Annotated in this window: 19 protein-coding genes; 6 read left to right on the top strand and 13 right to left on the bottom strand. The window is 65.4% G+C overall.

Annotated features, from left to right (window positions below; all coding sequences use genetic code 11):
• Positions 1–7: 7 nt before the first annotated feature.
• From AC1DYL_RS20165 to AC1DYL_RS20150, 4 genes are all read right to left on the bottom strand, one after another.
• The gene (locus tag AC1DYL_RS20165; RefSeq protein WP_477174539.1) at positions 8–850 is read right to left on the bottom strand and encodes an AraC family transcriptional regulator; all 843 of its coding nucleotides are present in this window, start codon (positions 848–850) and stop codon (positions 8–10) included.
• A gap of 53 nt (positions 851–903) precedes the next feature.
• Positions 904–1,332 (bottom strand): hypothetical protein, encoded by a 429-nt coding sequence (locus AC1DYL_RS20160; RefSeq protein ID WP_477174538.1) that lies wholly within the window; start codon positions 1,330–1,332, stop codon positions 904–906.
• A 107-nt stretch (positions 1,333–1,439) separates the two neighbouring features.
• A complete protein-coding gene (locus AC1DYL_RS20155; RefSeq protein WP_477174537.1) occupies positions 1,440–2,018 on the bottom strand; it encodes a TetR/AcrR family transcriptional regulator in 579 nt (192 codons plus the stop codon).
• Positions 2,018–3,016, bottom strand: a complete 999-nt coding sequence (locus AC1DYL_RS20150) for an aldo/keto reductase (protein ID WP_477174536.1) — start codon at positions 3,014–3,016, stop codon at positions 2,018–2,020. Before AC1DYL_RS20150 ends, AC1DYL_RS20155 begins: the two co-directional genes overlap by 1 nt.
• A gap of 157 nt (positions 3,017–3,173) precedes the next feature.
• Between AC1DYL_RS20150 and AC1DYL_RS20145 the strand changes: the two genes are divergently transcribed.
• Positions 3,174–3,956 (top strand): hypothetical protein, encoded by a 783-nt coding sequence (locus tag AC1DYL_RS20145; protein WP_477174535.1) that lies wholly within the window; start codon positions 3,174–3,176, stop codon positions 3,954–3,956.
• 27 nt (positions 3,957–3,983) lie between these two features.
• On the opposite strand, the gene AC1DYL_RS20140 is transcribed toward AC1DYL_RS20145, so the two are convergent.
• From AC1DYL_RS20140 to AC1DYL_RS20125, 4 genes are all read right to left on the bottom strand, one after another.
• Positions 3,984–4,871: a PhzF family phenazine biosynthesis protein gene (locus AC1DYL_RS20140; protein WP_477158586.1), complete on the bottom strand. Its 888-nt coding sequence runs from the start codon at positions 4,869–4,871 to the stop codon at positions 3,984–3,986.
• A gap of 65 nt (positions 4,872–4,936) precedes the next feature.
• On the bottom strand, positions 4,937–5,434 hold the full coding sequence (locus AC1DYL_RS20135) for a heme-degrading domain-containing protein (protein WP_477174534.1): 498 nt from the start codon (positions 5,432–5,434) through the stop codon (positions 4,937–4,939).
• A 65-nt stretch (positions 5,435–5,499) separates the two neighbouring features.
• Entirely contained in the window at positions 5,500–6,012 is a 513-nt protein-coding gene (locus tag AC1DYL_RS20130; protein WP_477174533.1) for a heme-degrading domain-containing protein, read from the bottom strand.
• Positions 6,013–6,111: 99 nt separating this feature from the next.
• Positions 6,112–6,585, bottom strand: a complete 474-nt coding sequence (locus AC1DYL_RS20125) for a GFA family protein (RefSeq protein WP_477174532.1) — start codon at positions 6,583–6,585, stop codon at positions 6,112–6,114.
• A gap of 100 nt (positions 6,586–6,685) precedes the next feature.
• On the opposite strand from AC1DYL_RS20125, the gene AC1DYL_RS20120 reads away from it, so the two are divergent.
• The 3 genes from AC1DYL_RS20120 (at position 6,686) to AC1DYL_RS20110 (ending at position 7,693) form a co-directional block, all read left to right on the top strand.
• Complete coding sequence (locus tag AC1DYL_RS20120) at positions 6,686–6,832, top strand: hypothetical protein (RefSeq protein WP_477149702.1); 147 nt, start codon at positions 6,686–6,688, stop codon at positions 6,830–6,832.
• Positions 6,833–6,920: 88 nt separating this feature from the next.
• Positions 6,921–7,091 (top strand): YjiS-like domain-containing protein, encoded by a 171-nt coding sequence (locus tag AC1DYL_RS20115; protein WP_477149703.1) that lies wholly within the window; start codon positions 6,921–6,923, stop codon positions 7,089–7,091.
• A 119-nt stretch (positions 7,092–7,210) separates the two neighbouring features.
• Positions 7,211–7,693: a DUF1003 domain-containing protein gene (locus AC1DYL_RS20110; RefSeq protein ID WP_477174531.1), complete on the top strand. Its 483-nt coding sequence runs from the start codon at positions 7,211–7,213 to the stop codon at positions 7,691–7,693.
• Between the two features lie 11 nt (positions 7,694–7,704).
• Here the strand turns inward: AC1DYL_RS20110 and AC1DYL_RS20105 are convergent, their stop codons facing one another.
• The 3 genes from AC1DYL_RS20105 to AC1DYL_RS20095 form a co-directional block, all read right to left on the bottom strand.
• Complete coding sequence (locus AC1DYL_RS20105; RefSeq protein ID WP_477174530.1) at positions 7,705–9,477, bottom strand: B12-binding domain-containing radical SAM protein; 1,773 nt, start codon at positions 9,475–9,477, stop codon at positions 7,705–7,707.
• A 202-nt stretch (positions 9,478–9,679) separates the two neighbouring features.
• Positions 9,680–10,699 carry a ketol-acid reductoisomerase gene (gene ilvC, locus AC1DYL_RS20100; protein ID WP_477149705.1) on the bottom strand — a complete coding sequence of 340 codons (1,020 nt, stop codon included), beginning with the start codon at positions 10,697–10,699 and terminating at the stop codon, positions 9,680–9,682.
• A gap of 47 nt (positions 10,700–10,746) precedes the next feature.
• A complete protein-coding gene (locus AC1DYL_RS20095) occupies positions 10,747–11,388 on the bottom strand; it encodes a TetR/AcrR family transcriptional regulator (RefSeq protein ID WP_477174529.1) in 642 nt (213 codons plus the stop codon).
• A 263-nt stretch (positions 11,389–11,651) separates the two neighbouring features.
• On the opposite strand from AC1DYL_RS20095, the gene AC1DYL_RS20090 reads away from it, so the two are divergent.
• Together AC1DYL_RS20090 and AC1DYL_RS20085 are read left to right on the top strand one after the other, a co-directional pair.
• A complete protein-coding gene (locus tag AC1DYL_RS20090) occupies positions 11,652–12,641 on the top strand; it encodes an aldo/keto reductase (protein ID WP_477174528.1) in 990 nt (329 codons plus the stop codon).
• Positions 12,642–12,787: 146 nt separating this feature from the next.
• Positions 12,788–15,046: a hypothetical protein gene (locus AC1DYL_RS20085; protein WP_477174527.1), complete on the top strand. Its 2,259-nt coding sequence runs from the start codon at positions 12,788–12,790 to the stop codon at positions 15,044–15,046.
• A 16-nt stretch (positions 15,047–15,062) separates the two neighbouring features.
• On the opposite strand, the gene AC1DYL_RS20080 is transcribed toward AC1DYL_RS20085, so the two are convergent.
• Together AC1DYL_RS20080 and hpt are read right to left on the bottom strand one after the other, a co-directional pair.
• A complete protein-coding gene (locus AC1DYL_RS20080) occupies positions 15,063–15,656 on the bottom strand; it encodes an HdeD family acid-resistance protein (RefSeq protein ID WP_477174526.1) in 594 nt (197 codons plus the stop codon).
• 395 nt (positions 15,657–16,051) lie between these two features.
• Positions 16,052–16,591, bottom strand: coding sequence for a hypoxanthine phosphoribosyltransferase (gene hpt, locus AC1DYL_RS20075; protein ID WP_477149710.1), 540 nt, complete (start codon positions 16,589–16,591; stop codon positions 16,052–16,054).
• Position 16,592: the final 1 nt, after the last annotated feature.

Genomic DNA, 16,592 nt, shown 5'->3' with positions numbered 1-16,592 from the left:
CGCGATCTCAGGCTGCGAGCAGCCGCACCCACGCTGCCGGCGTCATCCCGTAGGTTCGCTTGAAATGCCGGCTCATGTGGCTCTGGTCGGCGAACCCGGCACCAATCGCGGCCGCCGCCAGCGAGGCGCCCTCGCGCATCGCGCTGCGCGCCTGGCCCAACCGGCGCATCACCAGATAGCGGTGCGGACTGGTCCCATAGAGCTGCCTGAAGTCGCGTGACAGCTGCCAACGGTCTCGCCCGCCGATCGCCTCGAGCTCCGCCAGCGTCACGGGCGCGTCCAGCGCTCCATCGAGGAACTCTCGCGCCCGCTCGGCTGCTCGATAGTCGCTCAGCCCGGTGTGTCGCCCTTCGCGGCTGTCGCCGGCCCGGTCCAGTGCCCAGGCCAGGTCGTAAACCGCATCGTCGTATTCGAGGCCTTCGAGCGGTCCATCGAGATGCTCAAGCAATGCCGCCGTGGCATCGCGCAGTTGCGGATCGTGCGAAATCCCGCCAGCCACATAGGGCAGCGGCCGGCCACCCAGCGCCTTCTGCAGCATCGCCGGCTCGATGTAGAGCATGCGATAGCGAAAGCCGCCCTCTGCTCCTGCCTGCCCGTCATGCAGTTCGTCCGGATGCAGCACCATGGTGCCGCCGGGCACGCTGTCGCGCCGCGCCCCGCGATAGTTGAAGCTCTGCACGCCCGAGAGCGTCAGCCCGATCGCGTAGGTATCGTGCCGGTGCGGCTCGTAGGCACGGCCGGCGAAATAGGCCTCGATCCGCTCGCAACCCGGCTCATCGGGCGCGCGGCGTATCCACCCGGCGCGCCCGGTTTTGACGATCGCACCCGTGCCGGCAGCTTGTTCGCTCATGCCGCAAGACTAGCGCCCGGCCGGCAATGTGCCAACCGGGCGTCTGCGAGCCGTCAGCCGAAGGTGATCGCCGCCGACAGCACGATGAGAATGAGCAGCGTGGCGTTGGCCATGCCGACCCTCGGCGCGAGCTTGGCGGCGGACATGTCGCCGCCCTCGATCCGCTTGCCCAGCATGCCGCTATAGATCACGCCGGCGATCAGCAGAAGCACCAGCACCATCTTGATCCAGAACCAGACGCTGATGCCGCCGACGCCGCCATATTTGAGCCAGATCATCAGCGGTCCGGTGATGATCAACAAGCCGATCCCGGCGCGCCCTACTTGCGCCAGCCCCTTCATGATGTTCATCAGCAGCGGCCGGGTCTCGGGCGCCGCGCTCTGCATTCGGCTTCCGACCACAGGAATGCCGAAGGCAGCGGCGCCACCAAGCGCCAGGCCCATGAAGTGCAGCCACAACAGAATTGTATTGATTACATCCACGCACGCCTCCCCCAAGCAAGCAAGCAACGGTACGTCACCGTACACTTGTGCGAGAGTCGTTGGGAGTCACATCCTGAGCGACGCGGTGGGCCGTCCCGCCACCGCCACTACGCAGCGATAGCGGCGGTTACCAGCGCGTAGACCCGATCGAAAGCGGCGTCGTTCTCGGGGTCGTTCCAGTCCAGGGCATGTGCCGGATCGTGGAAGCGCGCCATGGCGTCGAAAATGGCCTGAGCGGTCGATTTGGGATCGGCCTCGCGGAACTCGCCGGCGGCGATACCGTCCGCGACGATCTTCTCGATCTGGGCGACGAGGAGTTGAACATGGCCGGAAATCACGACGGGCGCCTCGCTGAAGATCGCGCGGGCGATCGAGAACAGTTCGGGATCGCTCGACGCATACTTGCGCTTGGTGGTCCTCAATCCATCGAACCACTGCCGCAGGCGCAGGCTCGGCTGGACGTCGGAATAGGCGATTGGCTCGAGCCGATCGGACGTCCGCCTCAGCCAGCCCTCGACCACCGCGTCGCGCAGCGCAGCCTTGCTCTGGAAATGCCGGTAGACACTGCCATGGCTGACACCGAGCAGCCGCGCGACGTCGACCACGGTGGTCTTCTGCGGGCCAAAGCGGCGGAACACCTGCTCCGCCGCCTCGAGGATCCGTTCGCGGGTCAAGACCTCGTTCATCAGGCTCCAGTTCGCTCGCTGTCGAGCATCGCCATCTGCGCCGGCATGTAGCGCTCGCCGCGCGCGGCATTCGGCGGCACAGCCTCTTCGATGGCCGACAGATCGGCCCCCGTCAACACCACATCGAGCGCACCGAGTGCCTCAGTGAGACGATCGCGGCGGCGCGCCCCGATCACCGGCACGATGTCCCTGCCCTGCGCCAGCACCCAGGCGATCGCCAGTTGAGCGACGCTGACGCCCTTGCCGGCCGCGATCTCGCGCAGCCTTTCAACCAGTTGCAGGTTGTGATCGACATTCTCGCCGCTGAAGCGTGGGCTGTGGCCGCGGAAGTCGCCGGCGACGAGCCCGTCCTTGCTCCAGTGCCCGCTGATCAGGCCGCGCGACAGCACGCCGTAGGCGGTGATGCCGATGCCCAGCTCGCGCGTAACCGGCAGGATCGCCCGCTCGACGCTACGCGAAATCAGCGAATACTCGATCTGCAAGTCCGCCACCTGGTGTACTGCGTTGGCACGGCGGATGGTCTCCGGCCCGACCTCGGACAGGCCGAGATGGCGGACGTAGCCGGCAGCGATCAGGTCCTTGATGGCGCCGACGGTGTCCTCGATCGGCACGTTCGGATCGAGCCGCGCCGGCCGGTAGATGTCGATGTGGTCAACGCCGAGGCGTTCGAGTGTGTAAGCGAGCGCGGTCTTCACCGCCGCTGGCCGACCATCGAAGCCGAACCACTGCCCATCCGGCCCGCGCTGCGCGCCGAACTTGACGCTGAGCACGGCATCGTCGCGGCGGCCCTTCAGCGCCTCGCCGATCAGCATCTCGTTGTGGCCCATGCCGTAGAAATCGCCGGTGTCGATCAGCGTGACGCCGGCCTCGAGCGCCGCATGCAACGTCGCGATGCTCTCGCTGCGATCGGACGGCCCATAAGCGCCCGACATACCCATGGCGCCCAACCCGAGGGCGGAAACGACGGGGCCCGATGTTCCCAATGTGCGATGATCCATGACCAGTCTCCTTGTGGTGAGACCGTGCAAATGGATGACGACTGACAAAAATGCAAGTCTGTCAGTTGATTTTTGTCGACTCGGGTTATGCGCGTCCGCCTTGCTGCCGACACGGTGCGGGACGACCCTGGCTCACCCTCGCCTTGGGGAGGATGCGATGGTGCGGTCTCTCGGCTTTGCCTTTGTCGCCCTGGCAGCAGTGATTTCGGCGGCGACACCATCGCGCGCCGAAGGGGTCAGCATGGATCTGCTGATGCTGCAGGCGACAGCCCGCATCGGCGTAGCACTTGCTGCCGGCAACTATTGCGCCGGCGTCGAACTCCGCCCGCTGATCGAAACGACCGCGCACTATCTCGCCGGTGCCAACGCTCCAGCAGCCGCCGACCGGGACCTGATCGCGGAGACCCGCAGCCTGCTCGACGCCGCAATCTACGACACCGCTTTTTGCGACCAGCCTTGCACGACCCTGCCCGCGGCCGCGGCCGGGACCGGAACCGAGCCTTTCACGCCTCAAGCCACATCAAGCTATCTCGCGGCGTTCGACGCGGTGGTAAGCCGCTGGCTCGCGGCCGCAGAGCACGATCCGCCAACGCTTACCATCAGCACTGCCCGCCATTCCTACGATCCGCTGCCGCGATACGCTCCGGGCGATGCCGTTGCCTACCAGGTGCATGTCGGCCCAGCCTGCCACGGCGCCGTGCTGTGGCTCGATCGTCCATACGCCCTGCCGTCGGCGTTCGATGGAAGCGGCAGCTTCGTGCCGCCGCACGACGGTCTCTGGACGGTTGATCTGAGGCGCCGCGATGGGCTGGCGCTCAGCCCCCTCACCTATCTCGATGCTGCCGGCCTGCCGTCCTACATCAAGGAGTTCTGGGTTGGTGCCAAACCCGCGACCGGCCTCGGCCCGGGCAGTCTTAGCCCGTGGCACAAGCGGCCCTAGCCGTCGGGTTGGCGAAACCGCCTTTCGCTAGTCGCCGAGGTTGAGCGTCCCCTCGCCCACGATCACTGCGTGCCCGCCGATGCCGCCATGGGTGAGCTGGTCGTTTTCCTTGCGCATCTGCAGCGTGATCAGGCTCGGACGCCCCATCTCGTGGCCTTGCCGCAAGCGGAACTCATGCTGCCCGTTGTCGGCGTGACGGACCAGAAGTCCGATCAGCGCCGCGGCAGCCGAACCGGTTGCCGGATCCTCGCCTCCGCTCATGCCGGGTTCGAACATGCGCGCTGCAAAATCGTTGTCCCGCTCTTCAGGCGTCTGGGTGAAGACATAGATCGAGCCGCGACCGACGGGGTAGATCTCGTCCCAGCCGCGCCGCTCCAGGCGGATGCGCTTCAGCGCCTCGGCGTCCTTCACCGGCAGCAGGTAGAACGGCGCACCTGCGGAAAACAGCGCCGGCTCGTACGGTCCGCAGCCGATCTCCTCGGGCTCGAGCCCCAGCGTCGTGGCAATGGTCATCACGCTCGGCGCTTTCCCGATTTCTTCGGGCAACCGCGGCAGGGCGAAGCGGGCGAGCCCGATATCCTTCTCAATGCGCTCGATCACGCAGGTGATCACCCCGACCTTTTCCTCCAGCCGCACCGCCGTGCTGCGATTCTGCAGCCCCAGCACCACGGCCGCCCCGACCGTCGGATGTCCGGCGAAGATCAGTTCTGACGACGGCGTGAAAATCCGCACCGCCGCGGCATGCCGCTCGGACTGCGCTTTCTGGATGAACACCGTCTCGGAGAGGTTGAACTCGGCGGCGATGGCCTGCATCTGGTCATCGAGCAAGCCATCCGCCTTGAGCACTACGGCAAGGGGGTTCCCCTTGAGACGTTCGGTGGTGAAAACGTCCAGCAGCAGGTAGTTGAGTTTCATTTCCGGGCTCCGCGACCGGCAGCAGTTGCGGCAGCCGTGCCCGGACTGTCAAGCACGCCCCAGCGCTAAATCTTGGCCAGCGCGAACGCCAACTTGTCGAGCCCGAGTTCGTCGGCCACCGCATCGACTCCGACCTGATGGTCGTCGCGCTCGTGCAGCCCCGAAATGGTGATGCAACCGATCGGCCCAAAGCCCTTTAGGCGGATGGGGAAGCCCCCGCCCGCCAGCACGAAGTCGGCGCCGTCGAGCGCACGATTCGGGGCAAACAGCCGATCCTCGCGCGCCTGCTCCAGCGCCGCGCGATAGCTCGATTTGAGCAGCCGCTGCACCGTGTTGACCTTGCGGCGCACCCAGTTGGGATTGTCGGCGGTCGTCCCCGGCATCGCCGCGTAGAACATCTGCCGGTCCCAGGTGCGCACATCGACCACCAGTCCCAGCTTCTCGCGCACCGCCCGCTCGCGCACCCGCGCGCCGATGGAGAACGCGATGTGCTCGTCGAACCGGGTGAATTCGAGCCCCTGCTCCTGCTCGATGATCTTGGCGATATCGTCTGCCGTGGCCATGCCGTCCGCTCTCCTCGTGTGCGGCGGGATATAGCCAGCCGGGAGATGTGACAGCAAGCAAGCCTTCAGTCGGACTTCGGCTCCTCGTGCGGCAGCATCAGCGGTGCCGGATCGATGCCCAGATGGTTGGCGACGGCTGTGACCACGAAGCCATGGTCGTGACGCCCGGGCACCCCGGACACGGTGACTGAGCCGACCACGCTCACCCCTTCGATGCGGATCGGGAACGAGCCACCATGCGCCGCGATCTCGGTTGGATCGACATTGTCGTCCGGCGCGAAGCCCCGCTTGTCGCGCTGCTGGCGCAGCGTCATGGCGTAGGACGCGCGGTTGAAGCGCCTGACGCAATTGCTCTTCCGCCGCACCCACTCGAAATTGTCCGGGCCGGTGCCGGGCATCGCATAGTAGTAGAGCGGCCGGTTCCAGAACCGGATATCGATCACCAGCGCCGCCTTTGCCGCCTCGGCCAGCCGGCGGATGTCCTCGCCCAGTTGCAGCGCCGTCGCCTCGTCGAACCGGCTGAACACCAACCGCTTCTCCTGCTCGGCGACCAGCGCGATATCGCTGTCGAAACTCATCGAACACTCCTCAGACTCCGGCCGCCCTCGTAGCATGGGAAACCGGCGCCACGCCCTCCGCCGACGCCGCGAATCCTTCCGGCAAATTGGGATTGCCGGTCAGGCCGTCGCCGCACTCCAAGCGTCATAGAGCGGCTGACGGTCTGGCGGTTGGCCGGGGAAGTTGACCTGCGTCCGATCGATCACAGCCCAGGGCAGCCGGCTGTCGGTCCAGATATTGCCGATCGGCACCGCCCAGCTCGGATCGTCCAGCGTCCCGGGTTTCACCACGAACATCGCCGGTGAGGCCAGCGGTTCGTTCCAGAGCTTGGTGCCACAGCTGGCACAGCCGAGCATCCGCACCGTGCGGCCGCTGTCGGCCGCCTTGTCATAGGCAACCAGCTCGCCGCCCAGATGCTCCAGCAGCTCCCGCTTGATCGGCATCGACATCGAGTGGGTCGCCCCGCTCGAACGTTGGCAATCCCGGCAGTGGCAGTTGTAGACCGCCAGCGGAGCTCCGGTGATCCGGTAGCGCACCGCCCCGCACTGGCACCCGCCCTCGACCGGAAACGCCGGCAGCTCGATCTCGCTCATCCAATCCTCCCTGAAGGCATCGTTCAGAACCGGTTCAACCGGCGTAGCTCATTCAGCGCCATCGCCGGAATGAACCGGTTCACAACACGGAAACCGACCAATGATCCCCGAACTTCTACTCCTCGCGGACCACCTGCGTGCCCGCACGCCCAACCAGCAGATCGAAGACCGCCTGCTCGCCGATATCGGTGTCACCCGCGCCGAGCTCAACAAGCAGAATAGCTGGTTCCGCCGCAAGGCCCGCTAAGCCGCCAACAGTTCATCAGGCGTTCATCGCCTTATGGGCATAAGCCCCCCGCCGATCCCGGCACCATCCAAACTGACGAGATGATCAAATGGCTTTCAGCCTGACGTCCATGTTCCGCCGCTCGCAGCGGAAGCGGGTCCTCACCGACCTGATGAAGTTCGACGACCACCTGTTGCGCGATATTGGCCTCACCCGCACCGACCTCGCGGTCATGCGTTCCGGCCGGCACCACGCTTCGCCGACCCGCGGCCATGAATAGCCGCCGGGTGTCCGACATAGCAAACTAGAAGGGCTCCGAGATCATCGGGGCCCTTTGTGTTTTCAAGGGCCGACAACTGCTAGAACTGCGCCACACCGACTGCCCGGAGGCGGCTACAGATGAGCGACTCTCAACCCAATCTTGCGGCCCATGAAGCCGCCCGGCGCTTCAGCCTCAGGCACCGGCAGCCGATCGTTCTGCCGCGTACTTACGGCGAGTATCTCGCCGACCGCATAGCCGCTGTCGTCGGCTCATGGCGCTTCATCATCGTCCAATCGGTGTTGCTGGTGTCCTGGATCATGCTGAACGTCGTCGCCTGGATGCAGCACTGGGACCCCTACCCCTTCATCCTGCTCAATCTCGTCCTGTCGTTCCAGGCCGCCTTCACGGCGCCGATCCTGATGATGGCGCAGAATCGGCAATCCACCATCGACCGCCAGAAGGCACAGCTCGACTACGACGTGAACCTGCGCGCCGAACTCGACATCGAAGCCTTGCACGAAAAGATCGATCTGCTGCGCCAGGAAGACATCACCCGGCTCGTTGGCCTGCTGGAGGTGCTGACCAAGGAGCGGATCGGCAAGGACGGCGGCAAGGCCTAGCCGCGCCCGTGCTACTCGGCCGGCGTTCCCAGGCCGCCGTGCCGCGCCCGCTCGAGCCGCTTCTCCTGATTGATATAGGCGAGTGCATCTTCCGACTGGAACATCTCGAGTTCGTCGTCATGCTCCGAGACCGGCGTCATCGCGAGGTCGGTATAGGCCTTGCGGTTGGGATCGTTCTTGATCTTCAGCCAGTGCCGCCCGTAGCGCGCGTAGAGCAGGCCCCAGCGTGCCAGCTTCACCGCCGTTTCCGCCCAGTATCGAGGGTAGAACACGAACGCTGACTCGATGCCACGTTCTGGCCGGCGCGACAGCCGGTGCTTCTGCCGGAGCGCACCGCCCTCGAGCGGATGCACCTTCTCGATCTTGATCGAGCCCATGAACCAGGTGGAGAGGAACAGGATGTTGGGTGCCGAGATGCCGCTCGCGGCGGCGCGGCGCATCATCGTCGTCACGTGCCCGGTCGTGTAGTAACGATCCCAAGCCATGGCGTAGCACCGTTCCCAATCGGCCTTGCTCATGTGCCCATGCGCTGTGGTCGCGTGGTTGAGGTCGTATTTGTTGAGGTCCTTGTCCATCGGCACGGCGGCGCGATGAAGCTTCTGGTGATCCTCCGACCCCGGCAGCGGCGTCAGGTAGAAGAACTCCAGCATATCGACCGGCAGCTCGCGCTTGATCACGTCGATGTCGTGCATGATCGAGTCGACCGTATCGCCGGGGAAGCCGAGGATGTAGCCGGCATAGGTGATGATGCGCTTCGCCCGCCAGGCCAGCAGCATCTTGCGGTACTCGGTGATCTTGTTCTGCTTCTTCTTGGCTCCGGCAAGGTTGGCCGGGTTGATGTTCTCGAGCCCGATGAACACCCGCTTCACTCCGGCGCGGGCGCACTTTTCGACGAAGCCATCGAGCTTGTGGCAGAGCGTATCGACCTGGATGACGAACTTCATCGGGATCTTCTCCACCTCGCGCAGGTGGATCAGCCGGTCGAGGATCGGCTCCCAGTCCTTGTTGCGGGCGAAGTTGTCGTCGGTGATGAAGTAGGCGTGGATCCCTTGGGCGTGGTTGTCGCGGATGATGCGCTCGACGTCGTCGGGCGAGCGCCGCCGCGACTTGCGCCCCTGCACGTTGATGATGGTGCAGAACGAGCATTGATAGGGGCAGCCGCGGCCGGCATCGAAACTGGTGATCTGCGTTGCGGTGCGCTGCACATGGCCGGCCGGCATGAACGGGGTCGGCGCGTGCTCGATACCAGGCAGGTCGTTCATGAAGTTGTAGACAGGCTTCAACGTGCCGGCCCAGGCGTCGACCAGCACCTCGTCGAGACGACCTTCAGCCTCGCCGGCATAGAGCGAGATACCCAGCGCCTGCGCCTCACGCAGCCCATCGTCGTCTCCCGCCAGCATGCTGATCGTGCCGGACACGTGAAAGCCGCCAATCCCGACCGGAATGCCGAGAGCGCGCAATGGCTGAGCGATGTCGAGGGCGCGCGGAAACTGGTTCGATTGCACGCCCACCAGCATCACCATGCCGGCATCGGCTGCCTTGATGCGGGCCGCGATGTCCTTGATGTGCACGCGGCTGTTGGTTTCGTCCATCGGCTCGACGTCCCAGTCGACGTTCGGCCCGAGCACCTGCCGGCTGATGCTGTCCTGCACCAGGCCGTACATGGCGGCGAGTGAATTGGACGGAATGGGCGAGCGCCACCACTGGATCACGTAGCCGTCGTCGTCGTAGTGCGACGGCTTGATCAGCACCAATGCGAACCGTTTGCGGGTCGTCGTGGGCACGGCAAACTCCACGTCGGATACGGGAGAAGCCCACCGGTAGCAGGTCTATGTAACGCACAAAAGCAGAAGGGGCCCGAGGGCCCCTTCGAACGTTGGACTGATGCAGCGCGGCCTCAGTTCTTGGCCTTGCCCACGAGGGCGCCAGCCTTGATCACAGTGGCGCGCCAGCGCGCATTAAACCAGGCGTGGAGCAAGGCCCCGCTCAGTTCTTGGCCTTGTCGACGAGGGCGCCGGCCTTGATCCACGGCATCATGCCACGGAGCTTCTCGCCCACGACTTCGATCGGATGCTCGTCGGCCAGGCGACGGGTCGCCTTGAAGCGCGACGAACCGCCCTTGTATTCCTGCATCCACTCTGAGGTGAACTTGCCCGACTGGATGTCGTGCAGCACGCGCTTCATCTCGGCCTTGGTCTCCGAGGTGATGATGCGCGGGCCCGACACGTACTCGCCCCACTCGGCGGTGTTCGAGATCGAGTAGTTCATGTTGGCGATGCCGCCCTGGTAGATCAGGTCGACGATCAGCTTCACCTCGTGCAGGCACTCGAAGTAGGCCATTTCCGGAGCGTAGCCGGCTTCCACCAGCGTCTCGAAGCCGGCGCGGATCAGCTCGACCAGGCCACCGCAGAGCACGACCTGCTCACCGAACAGGTCGGTCTCGCATTCCTCGCGGAAGTTGGTCTCGATGACGCCCGAACGGCCGCCGCCGACGCCCGAGGCATAGGCCAGCGCGATGTCATGGGCATTGCCCGACGCGTCCTGGTGCACCGCGATCAGGCACGGCACGCCGCCACCCTTCTGGTACTCGCCACGGACGGTGTGGCCCGGGCCCTTCGGCGCGATCATGATCACGTCGACGGTGGCCTTGGGCTCGATCAGGTTGAAGTGCACGTTGAGGCCGTGCGCGAAGGCGATCGCGGCGCCGTCACGGATGTTGGGCTCGATGTCCTTCTTGTAGATGTCGGCCTGCAGCTCGTCCGGGGTCAGCATCATGATGACGTCGGCCCACTTCGCAGCGTCGGCAACCGACATGACCTTCAGGCCCTCGCCCTCGGCCTTCTTGGCCGACGGGGAGTTCGGGCGGAGCGCCACGACGACATCCTTCACGCCCGAGTCGCGCAGGTTCAGCGTATGCGCATGGCCCTGCGAGCCGTAGCCGACGATTGCGACCTTCTTGGACTTGATGATGTTCAGATCGGCATCACGATCATAATAGACGCGCATGGAAATCTCCCTTTTGTGCGTTGGGCCGTCACGGCCGATTTGAAAAATCACGCGGGCTGGTGGTGGACCGCGTAGATGGCAAGAAACTGTTCCGTCGCCCGAGCCGCGTCCCGCGCGATCTCGGCTTCGGAGGTGGCAAAGGTTTCGCCAAGCAGCAGCCGGATCTGCGCGTCGCGCACGACGAGCCCGAAGAAGCTGCGATAAGCCTCCTCCGAACTCTCGAAGCGCAGCAGCCGCGCCTCCCGTCCGGCTTCCAGCACCGGCTTCAGCCGTTTGCGGATAGCGAGCGGCCCGTTCTCGAGCACGATCGCGCCGAGCCCGTGCTTCTCAGCACCGGCATGGCCGATGGCAAGCCGGTTCAGGGTCACCGAGACCTCGCCGACTATGGTGCCCAGGAGGTCCCGAGCAAACTGTTCGATGCTCTGGCGCAGCGACGCGGCGTCGAGCCGCCAACGATCGACCTGCGGCGCCTTCACCTTGGCCGCCTGCCACTGCACCGTTGCGGTCAGCAGCCCGTCACGGTCGCCGAACCACTTGTAGAGCGTTTCCTTCGAGCACGAGGCGCGGCGCGCCACCGAGGTCATGGTCAGCCGGTCGCCCTGCTCGACGAGCAGATCGAGCGCCGCCGTCAGCACTTGCTGCTGACGCGGCGTGAACACCTCTTCGCTGTTGGCAACGACAACCGCCACGACGACACCCAAGGCCCCCGCGGTTCAGGTCCGCATCCGCGAACCGACCGCTCATTCTCCACGTCACGAACCGTACCGTACGTTACGGTTCGGCGCAAGAGGAGAAGTATGGCTTGACGGCGGCGGACAGTCGGCTGCGGCCGTCATACCTCCCGGCGCCCCTGAACGCCACGATCACCGGCGTCGCCATAAGCCGCAAGGCTGGGTTGTCCGATCTGACATGGGATGCTGGTATGGCAGTTCAGAACATTTGGAGGATGAGCATGAAGACGTCGCTGCCAACCCGGGCCTTCGGCAAAACCGGCATGGCGATCACCCGCCTCGGCGTCGGCGCCTGGGCCATGGGCGGCAACATGTGGGGCCCGCAGGACGACGCTGATTCCGACGCGGCCATCCGCCACGCCATCGATCTCGGCATCAACTGGATCGACACCGCCGCAGCCTACGGCGTCGGTCACTCCGAAGAGGTGATCGGCCAGACGCTGAAGGCCCTGCCCGCCGACCGGCACCCTTACGTCTTCACCAAGGGCGGTGTGATCCGCGACGCCAACGGGCAGAACCCGCGCCGGCTCGCCAATCGCGAGAGCCTGCGCAACGAGCTCGAGAATTCGCTCCGCCGCCTGCAGGTCGAGGCGATCGACCTCTACCAGGTGCACTGGCCGGCCGACGACGTGCCGCTCGAGGACTATTGGGCGACGATGCTGGAGCTGAAATCCGAGGGCAAGGTCAAGCACATCGGCCTCTCGAACCACAATGCCGAGCAGCTGGCGCGCGCGGAGGCGATGGGCCACGTCGAAACGCTGCAGCCACCCTTCTCGATGATCAAGCGCGAAACGGCCGAGGAGATCCTCCCCTGGTGCGCGGCGCACGGCACTGGCGTCATCTGCTACAGCCCGATGCAGGCGGGCCTGCTTACCGGCAGCTTCACTAGGGAACGCGTCGCGACCCTCGCCGACAACGACTGGCGCAAGACCAACCCCGAGTTCACCAGCGACCGCCTCGACCGCAACCTCGCCCTGGCGGCGGGCCTGAAGCCGGTTGCCGACAAGCACGGCACGTCGATTTCCACCGTCGCCCTCACCTGGGCCCTCGCCTGGCCGGGCCTCACCGCCACGATCGTCGGCGCCCGCTCACCCGCCCAGGTCGACGGCTGGATCGACGCCGCGAGCATCGAGCTCGACGCAGCCGACCTAGACGCCATCGCCAAAACCATCGCCGCGACCGGCGCCGGCCAAGGCCCGCTACGGCCGTAACCTTATCCGGCTCGGTGTGGCGCGGACGCCGCAACCCATTGGGAAAGCACGAATCCCGTGCTTTCCCCTCCATCAAGACGATTTACAGCAGCCTCCAGCTTCGCGACGTTGCTGAGGCAAATATTGCGGCGGTGGGGCTATCGTCTATGCGTGCGTGGTGGTCTGCGATTGGGTTCGCAGCGCTGAGGATTTGCATCCTCGCGCTGGTGTCGGCGATGGCGGTGGGTGCTGCACAGGCGCAGCCCTATCCCGACTTGATGCTCACCAACACCGTGAGTAACGAGACTCCAGCGGCCGACACCGACATCACCTACACCATCACCGTCACTAACGTGGGGGACGCGGGTAACCCTGGCGCCGACGACGCCTCGAACGTGGTGATGTCAGATCCGTTGCCGCCGGGCACGACGTTCCAAGCGGTCGCCGCGCCGTCTGGTTGGGACTGCAACACCGCATTTGATCCCCTGCCCGCCGTTGGCACTAATGGAACCGTCGTCTGCAAGATCAACCCGCTGTCGGTGGCGGCAGGGTCCCAGGTCTTCACGATCACCGCCCATATCGACGCGGGTACTCCGCCCGGGGCGTTCTTCACCAACATCGCGACCGTTTCATCCCCCGACGATCCCAGCGAAGAGAACAACAGCTACACCGCGACGGCACAGATTCCGGCACCCTGGGTCGATGTCGGCGTACAGAAGCTGGCGGCAGGGAACGTCACGGACGATACCGACCTCGTCTACACCTTGACCGTCACCGCCAGCGGCAGCCCCGCGACGATCACTCTGACCGACGCCCTGCCAGCCCCACTGACCTTTGTATCGCTCGCGGCCCCATCCGATTGGAACTGCTCGACGCCGGCCGTGGGCAGCAACGGCACTGTCAGCTGTTCCGCCACGAACCCTTCTGCCAGCTCCGCCGCCTTCACGCTGACGACGCATGTGCCGGACGGCACACCGGAAGGCACGTTCATCCAGAACTTCGCCTCGGTCAGCACGACCAGCAATGACATCAACAGCGAGAACGACAGCTCGACCGTCGGTACGACCGTCGAGGGCGAAGCCGATCTCAGCATCAGCAAGACCGGCCCCGCCAGCGCCGAGCGGTTCGAAGTGCTCAGCTATACCGTCACGGTGAACAACTCCGGTCCGAGCTTTGCCACCAATACCGTGATGACAGACGCGCTGCCCGCCGGCCTGAGGTTCATGAGCATCGCCTTTCCCTCAGGCTGGAGCTGCGCCACCCCGGCGGTCGACAGCGGCGGCACCATTACCTGCAGCCGCAGCGAATTCGCGCCTGCGACCCCCGCAACCTTCACTATCGGCGCAACGGCCGTGCTGGACGGCTCGATCACCAACGTCGCAAGCATCGCCAGCAGCGACCGCGATATCAACACGACGAACAACTCAAGCTCTGCGACGACGGCGGTCACCGACACCGTGTCCCAAGCCTTCGAGGAGATGACGCGCGGCTTCGTCGAAACCCGGCAGAAGCTCATCGGCAACGCCATTGACACCCCCAGCCTCGGCGATCGCCGAGGTGGCGGCCCCAACGTCTCGCTATCCGAGGCAAACGGCGATGCCGTGCTCAACTTCTCTGCCCGTACCGGCGACGCCTGGGACCTCGGTCCCGGCGCGGCCCTGCTGGCCGAGGACACCGCCGCTCCGTTCAGCTTCTGGATCGACGGCTCGCTCACTTTCCACACGCGGGACGATGCCGACGGCAGGCTCAGTGTGGTGGGCGCGGGCGCCGACTACCTGGTGAACGATCGGTTCCTCGCCGGCGTCGCGCTCTATCTCGACAACATGCGCGACGTGACCGACATCGGCGGCATCACCGGCACCGGCGCCCTTATCGGCCCCTATGTGTCGCTGGAGATCCTCGATAACGTCACCCTCGATGCCAGCGTATTCTTCGGCCACTCGTGGAACGACGCGAACGCCACTCTCTTCGGCCAGACCTTCACCGGCACTTTCGAGACTGACCGCTTCATCACCAAGGTGGAGGTCGAGGGCGAGTGGAGCGCCGACGCGTTCACAATCCGGCCCAGCGCCAGGCTGTACTTCGCCAACGAGGACGTCGGCGATTACACCGTGACCAACCCATCGGGAGACGTCGTGAACGTCGACGGCTTCTCGACGTCGACGCTGGAACTCGGCGGCGGCCTCACGCTGGCGCGAACCTTTGCATTCAGCGACGAGCTCGACCTGACCCCGACCATCGGCGTCCGCGCCGGCCTGGGCGGCACGGGCTCTGCGCTTGCGATCGACAACACCTTTGCCGGGCTCACCGGTGGCGTGACGCTGGCCGGGCCGGATTGGTCGCTGCGGGCGCTGGCCGACTATGGGATCGACACCACCGGCCTTGTGGCGGCATCGATCCGTGCCAGCATGATGGGACGGTTCTAGCGACGGGCAGTCGGCGCTAGGCCGCCTGCTTGAACGTCCGCGCCCGGAACGCCAGCATGATCAGCAGCACGCCGCCGAAGATCGAATAGCCGGCGATCATCCAGATCAGCGACAGCGCGCCGGCGCCTGGCTGGAACAGCAGCAGCAGGCCAAAGACGATAGTGAGCAGGCCGAACAGCCCCAGCACCCACTCGCCCTCGATCTCCTTGCGCGCCTGGATGGCGCCCCAGATCGTCAACACGCCGATGATCACTGCCCAGATGCCGATGAACAACAGCAGCACGAATGTCGTCATGCCCGGCCAGAAGAACGCCGCGAGGCCGGCGAGAACGCTCACCACCCCGCTGATGGCGAGCCACCAGCGCGCGCCCATCCCACCGATCGTCCGGCCCGAGATCGCCGCCCACAGCGCAAAGACGCCGTCGACCAGGGTGTAGGCACCCCATAGCAGGGTGAGCGAGATCAGCGTGATGGCGGGCCAGAAGATCGCCAGCACGCCGAAGGCGATCGCGGCGATGCCGCGCAGCAGGAGCAGCCACCAGCTGTCGCCGAGCATGCGGCGCAGGCCGGGAGGAAGATCGGAAGGTACGGAAGACTGCGTCTCGGCCATCGTGCTTCTCCACTGGTTGCGGAAAAGCTCCCGGAACCTCCGAGAGCCCCGCACCGATACTAGCAGAGTCTCCGCGCAGTTAAGAAGGCAAACGCCTGTCTCGCCTTCGATCTCGATAGTAGCCGCGCAATGCTCTCGCAATCCCGACAGTCAAAATGGTCGATGCGGTCACCAGTGACCCGTCCATCAGCGTTGTGCAGGCACACACCGGCACAACCATCAACTGCCCGATGACCACCTGTCAGCTGGGCTGCGGCCTCGTTATTGCCGCGCCAGCAATGGAGAGCGCTACCGGTGCCGGTAGGGCACCCATTTCTACCGGTCCGGGGACGATCCGGAGCGGTCCTCGGCCAATCGGACAGGCCGCGTCAGCAGATGATTGCGCGTCGGCCCGGTCAGGCGGTGAAACGCACCGCCCCGATGTGGGGCAGGTTGCGGTTGCGCTGGGCGTAGTCGATCCCGTAACCGACGACGAACTTGTCGGGGATCTCGAAGCCGATCCAGCGCGCCTTCACGCTGGTCTCGCGCCGCGACGGCTTGTCGAGCAGCGCGCAGACCTCGATGCGCTTGGGGTGGCGCGTGCCGAGAATTTCGAGCACGTGCTTCAGCGTGTAGCCGGTGTCGACGATGTCCTCGACCAGCAGCACGTCGCGCCCCTCGATCTCGCCGCGCAGGTCCTTGAGGATCCGGACTTCGCGGCTGGATTCGGTGGAATTGCCGTAGCTCGACACCTCGAGGAAATCGACCTCCACCGGCAGGTCGAGCTCGCGCACCAGGTCGGCGATGAACACGAAAGAGCCGCGCAGCAGCCCCACCACCACCAGCTTCTCGGTGCCCGCGTAAAACTCCGAGATTTCCTTGGCGAGTGCCTCCACCCGCGCCGCGATCGCCTTGGCCGAAATCATCTCGTCGATCACGTAGTTCTTCGCCGTCATG

The sequence above is a fragment of the Devosia sp. P1_H9 genome (genome assembly GCF_056405135.1).
Note: the sequence above shows the minus strand (reverse complement) of the source record. Positions and strands in the feature narration are given on the sequence as shown.

Coding starts and splice junctions, on each gene's coding strand:
- AC1DYL_RS20165 (WP_477174539.1), bottom strand. CDS start 850: ATGAGCGAACAAGCTGCCGGCACGGGTGCGATCGTCAAAACCGGGCGC.
- AC1DYL_RS20155 (WP_477174537.1), bottom strand. CDS start 2,018: ATGAACGAGGTCTTGACCCGCGAACGGATCCTCGAGGCGGCGGAGCAG.
- AC1DYL_RS20150 (WP_477174536.1), bottom strand. CDS start 3,016: ATGGATCATCGCACATTGGGAACATCGGGCCCCGTCGTTTCCGCCCTC.
- AC1DYL_RS20145 (WP_477174535.1), top strand. CDS start 3,174: ATGGTGCGGTCTCTCGGCTTTGCCTTTGTCGCCCTGGCAGCAGTGATT.
- AC1DYL_RS20140 (WP_477158586.1), bottom strand. CDS start 4,871: ATGAAACTCAACTACCTGCTGCTGGACGTTTTCACCACCGAACGTCTC.
- AC1DYL_RS20135 (WP_477174534.1), bottom strand. CDS start 5,434: ATGGCCACGGCAGACGATATCGCCAAGATCATCGAGCAGGAGCAGGGG.
- AC1DYL_RS20130 (WP_477174533.1), bottom strand. CDS start 6,012: ATGAGTTTCGACAGCGATATCGCGCTGGTCGCCGAGCAGGAGAAGCGG.
- AC1DYL_RS20125 (WP_477174532.1), bottom strand. CDS start 6,585: ATGAGCGAGATCGAGCTGCCGGCGTTTCCGGTCGAGGGCGGGTGCCAG.
- AC1DYL_RS20120 (WP_477149702.1), top strand. CDS start 6,686: ATGATCCCCGAACTTCTACTCCTCGCGGACCACCTGCGTGCCCGCACG.
- AC1DYL_RS20115 (WP_477149703.1), top strand. CDS start 6,921: ATGGCTTTCAGCCTGACGTCCATGTTCCGCCGCTCGCAGCGGAAGCGG.
- AC1DYL_RS20110 (WP_477174531.1), top strand. CDS start 7,211: ATGAGCGACTCTCAACCCAATCTTGCGGCCCATGAAGCCGCCCGGCGC.
- ilvC (WP_477149705.1), bottom strand. CDS start 10,699: ATGCGCGTCTATTATGATCGTGATGCCGATCTGAACATCATCAAGTCC.
- AC1DYL_RS20090 (WP_477174528.1), top strand. CDS start 11,652: ATGAAGACGTCGCTGCCAACCCGGGCCTTCGGCAAAACCGGCATGGCG.
- AC1DYL_RS20085 (WP_477174527.1), top strand. CDS start 12,788: ATGCGTGCGTGGTGGTCTGCGATTGGGTTCGCAGCGCTGAGGATTTGC.
- AC1DYL_RS20080 (WP_477174526.1), bottom strand. CDS start 15,656: ATGGCCGAGACGCAGTCTTCCGTACCTTCCGATCTTCCTCCCGGCCTG.
- hpt (WP_477149710.1), bottom strand. CDS start 16,591: ATGACGGCGAAGAACTACGTGATCGACGAGATGATTTCGGCCAAGGCG.